The sequence below is a fragment of the Streptomyces flavofungini genome (assembly GCF_041028215.1).
Classification (GTDB): Bacteria; Actinomycetota; Actinomycetes; order Streptomycetales; family Streptomycetaceae; genus Streptomyces; species Streptomyces flavofungini_B.
In genome coordinates this window covers 1-4,211 of the sequence record NZ_JASKYR010000718.1, presented here as the reverse complement: position 1 = coordinate 4,211, position 4,211 = coordinate 1, and the positions used below count along the sequence as shown (strand labels likewise).

General features: G+C 75.6%; 3 protein-coding genes. 2 read left to right on the top strand and 1 reads right to left on the bottom strand.

Translation table 11 applies throughout. The annotated features are described in order from the left end of the window. A partial coding sequence (locus tag AB8Z36_RS33115) for a tetratricopeptide repeat protein (protein ID WP_369217085.1) occupies window positions 1–1,889 on the top strand: 1,889 nt, incomplete at its 5' end. A gap of 329 nt (window positions 1,890–2,218) precedes the next feature. Next, window positions 2,219–2,878, top strand: a complete 660-nt coding sequence (locus tag AB8Z36_RS33110) for a M15 family metallopeptidase (RefSeq protein WP_369217084.1) — start codon at window positions 2,219–2,221, stop codon at window positions 2,876–2,878. Here the strand turns inward: AB8Z36_RS33110 and AB8Z36_RS33105 are convergent. Further along, window positions 2,875–4,179, bottom strand: coding sequence for an aldehyde dehydrogenase family protein (locus AB8Z36_RS33105; RefSeq protein WP_369217086.1), 1,305 nt, complete (start codon window positions 4,177–4,179; stop codon window positions 2,875–2,877). The two genes, AB8Z36_RS33110 and AB8Z36_RS33105, sit on opposite strands and share 4 nt — an antisense overlap. Window positions 4,180–4,211 lie beyond the last annotated feature (32 nt).

Here is a 4,211-nt window from a genome sequence, read left to right as displayed (position 1 = left end):
AGGCACAGGTGCGCCCGCTGCTCCCCGGCAGCGCCACCTGCGGCGTCCTGATCACCGCCCGTGCCCGGCTCGGCGCCCTGGCCTGCACCCACCGCGCCGACCTCGACGTGCTCGACACGGAACCCGGCACCGAACTGCTCGCCCGGGTCGCGGGGGAGCGGCTGATCCGTGCCGAGCCCGGCGCCGCACGCCGCATCGTCGAGCTCTGTGGCGGCCTGCCGCTGGCCCTGCGCATCGCCGGGGCCCGTCTCGCGACCCGCAGGCACTGGACGGCACGCACCCTCGCCGAACGGCTCGCCGACGAGCGCCACCGCCTGGACGAACTGGCCGTCGGCGACCTGGAGGTGCGCGCCGGGCTCGGTCTGAGCTACCGCGCCCTGGACGAGAGGGCCCGCACCGCCCTGCGCCGCCTCGGCCTGTTCGCCGCGCCCGACGTGGCCTCGTGGGTGGTCGCCGCCCTCCTGGACGTGGACGAGGCGGCGGCGGACCGCGTCGTGGAACAGCTCGTCGACGCCCAGCTCCTGCACTGCACCTCCGTGGACCGCGCCGGACAGCCCCGCTACCGTCCGCACGACCTCGTACGGGTCTACGCGGCCGAGCGCGCCGAGGCCGAGGACACTCCCGCCGAACGGAGGGCCGCCGTCGGCCGGGCGCTCGGCGCCGGACTCCGGCTCACCGGCCGCGTCGCCGCCGCCACGCCCTCCGGAGCCGTCGAACTGCACCGCGGCTTCCTCGCCCCCACGATGCGCGGCGGCGCCGCGGCCGAGGCGTCGAGCCGCTCCGTGCGGTCCGCCGGACCCGAGGTGACCCGGCGGGCGCTCGCCGATCCGGCCGCCTGGTTCGAGGCCGAGGCCGACGCGCTGGCCGCGGCGGTGGAACGCGCCGCCGCCCTCGACCTGCACACCCTGGCCTGTGAGGCGGCCGCGGCCCTGTGCTCGTCCGCCTACGCCGTCGGCAACCGCTTCGAGGCATGGTGGCGCAGCCATGACACGGCGCTGGCCGCCGCCCGGCGCGCCGACGACCGCTCCGGCGAGGCGCTGCTGCTCATCGGCCTGGGGCAGCTCCGTTACGAGCAGGACCGCTTCACGGAGTCGCAGCTCTACTTCCGGCAGGCGGCGGAACTCTGCGCGGACCTGTGTGACGAGCGGGGCAGGGCCGCCGCCCTCGCCGGGCTCGGCAGCGCCCTGCGGGAGTCGGGCCGACTGCGGGCCGCGCTGGACGTACTCGGCCGTGCGGCGGAGGTCTTCCGCGCACTCGGTGACGACCCGGGCACCGGACTCACCTGCCGGTTCGCGGGCTCCGTGCACCTCGAACTGGGCGCGCACGAGGCCGCGTTCGCCCTGCTCGACGAGTCCTTGCGGGCCTACCGCAGGCTCGGCAGCCGCCGGGGCGAGGCGCTCACCCTGCGCTCGCTGAGCCTCGTGCACCGGTCACTCGGCTCCTATGACAGGGCCGAACGGCTCGCGGGGCGCGCCGTGGACCTCCTGAGCGCCACCGGGGACCCGCTCATGTCCGCCTACGCCTCGCAGGCCCGTGCGAAGTGCGCGCTGCGGCTCGGGCGCGCCGACGAGGCGGCGGCCGCGCTGCGGAAGGTCCTGGAGACCTGCCGCGCCCACGGCGACCGCTTCGGCGAGGCGCTGACCCTGCGGACCCTCGGCGAGTGCGAGCTGGCGGCGGGCCGCGCGGACGCCGCCGAACGGCTCCTCGGCCGGGCCGCGGAACTGTGGACCGCGCTGGAGCTGCCGCTGCCGCGCGCCCGCACCCTGCGCGACCTCGCGGCGGCGCGGGAGGCCGCCGGGGACCCGGACGGGGCGTTCGCGCTGCGGGCCGAGGCGCGGGACGTCTTCACCGCGTACGAGGCACGGGAGCGGGACGAACCGGGTGTCTGACCCCCGCCGGTCGGGCCCGGGCCGCGCTGAGGCAGCCCCCGGCCGGACCTCCGGCCCACTTGGCGCGAAATTGCAGAGAACTTGCAGCGGCGCCCGGCATGCTCGACATGTCGGCGGCATCCAAGGGGCCGACGGCAACGGGGGAGCCGACGGGGGAAGGGCCACTGTTGCCTCGCGCGGCCCATACGACCGAGCCTGTCGGCCGTATGGGCCGTAACGCGGCGTACGGGCCGTAGCGCGGCCTGCGGGCCCCGACGCGGCCTGCGGGCCGTCACCCGCCGTATGGGCCGTCACGCGCGTGGACCCGAGACCGGCACGAAGGGCCGAGCATGCCGCCGATCATCCTCATGAACGATCCGCGTGTCACCGGCATCCCGGTCCAGGAGTGCGGCGAGGCGCTGGTGGACCTGCGACGCCTCGGCTTCCTCGACGTCGACGACCGCCTCGCCGACCCGGCGGGCGCCTACGCGCTGCTCCGCGAGGGCGTGGCCCTGCGCCTCGCCCGCGCGGCGGAACTGCTGCCCGCGGGCCTGCGCCTGCTCGCCACCGAGGGCTACCGTCCGCTCGCCCTGCAGATCACGTACTTCGAGGAGTACGCGGCCGAACTCAGGGCCGCGCACCCCGAATGGTCGCCCGGCCACCTCCACCGGCAGACGAGCCGCTCCCTGTCACCGCCCGAGGTGGGCCCGCACGTCGCGGGCGCCGCCGTGGACCTCACGCTGCGCACCGAGGACGGCCCCGAACTCGACCTCGGCACGCCGGTCAACGCCAGCCCCGAGGAGAGCGACGGCGCCTGCTACACCGAGGCCGACGGCATCTCCGGCGAGGCCCGCCGCAACCGCCGCGTGCTCGGCACGGCTCTGGCCGCGGCGGGCCTCGTCAACTACCCCACCGAGTGGTGGCACTGGTCCTACGGAGACCGCTACTGGGCCCTGACGACCGGCGCCCCGGCCGCCCGCTACGGGCCGGTGACCCCCGGGACCGGCTAGCCGAGCGGCACGTCGAGCCGGGCGCGGCGGTGGCTGAACGTGGCGATCGAGTGCGGTCCGTGGTAGTTGCCCATGCCGCTCTCGCCGACGCCGCCGAACGGCAGTTCGGGCACGCGGAGATGGGCCATCGGAAGGCCGAAGCCCAGTCCGCCGGACGACGTCTCGGTCATGAGGCGCCGCCGGGTCGTGTCGTTGTCCGTGAAGCCGTACAGGGCCAGCGGCTTGTCGCGGTCGTTGATGAAGGCGATGGCCTCGTCCAGGTCCGCGACCTCCACGATCGGCAGGACGGGGCCGAAGATCTCCTCGCGCATCACGGGGTCGTCGCCCTTCACCCCGGACAGGACGGTCGGGGCGATGTACACGTCGTCGCGGTCGGTCTGCCCGCCGAAGACCGTAGTCCCGGAGTCGAGCAGCGCGGCCACGCGGTCGAAGTGGCGCTGGTTGACCATGCGTCCGTAGGCGGCCGACGTCTGCGGGTCGGGGCCGAACAGCTTCTGGACCGCCTCGGCGAGGGCGGACTCCAGGGCACGGGCGGTGACCGGGTCGGTCAGGACGTAGTCCGGCGCCACGCAGGTCTGCCCGGAGTTGCGGAACTTGGTGTCGGCGAGGCGGGCGGCCACCGCCCGCACGTCGGTGTCCCGGTCCACGAACACCGGTGACTTGCCGCCGAGTTCCAGGGTGACGGGGGTGAGGTGCTCGGCCGCGGCCCGCATCACGATGCGTCCGACCGTGCCGTTGCCGGTGTAGAAGATGTGGTCGAAGCGCTGGGCGAGCAGCTCCGTGGTGCGCGGCACGTCGCCCTCGACGACGGCGACCGCCTCCGGGTCCAGGTACTCCGGCAGCAGCCGGGCCATCAGCGCCGAGGTGGCGGGGGCGACCTCGCTCGGCTTGAGGACGACGGTGTTGCCCGCCGCGAGGGCGCCCGCCACCGGCACCAGGGAGAGCTGGACCGGGTAGTTCCAGGGCGCGATGACCAGGACGGTGCCCAGCGGCTCGTAGTGGGTCCCGGCCGTGGACCCCGCGGGCAGCCCGGCGAGAGCGGCCGGGTCCAGCGGCTGAGGTTCGAGCCAGGCCTTGAGGTGGGCCAGCGTGTGGTCGATCTCGCGTACGGGGAAGTCGACCTCGGCGGCGGACGCCTCGGGGCGGGGCTTGCGCAGATCGCTGTGGAGGGCGTCGGTGACGGCGTCGCGGTTCTCGGTCAGGAGCGCGCGCAGCCGGGTGAGCTGCTCCTCGCGCCAGGCAAGCGGGCGGGTGCGGCCGGTGGCGAAGGCGGCGCGGAGGCGGGCGACGAGGGCCGGGATGTCCTCGGTGCCTGCGGTGCCTTCTGCGGGGG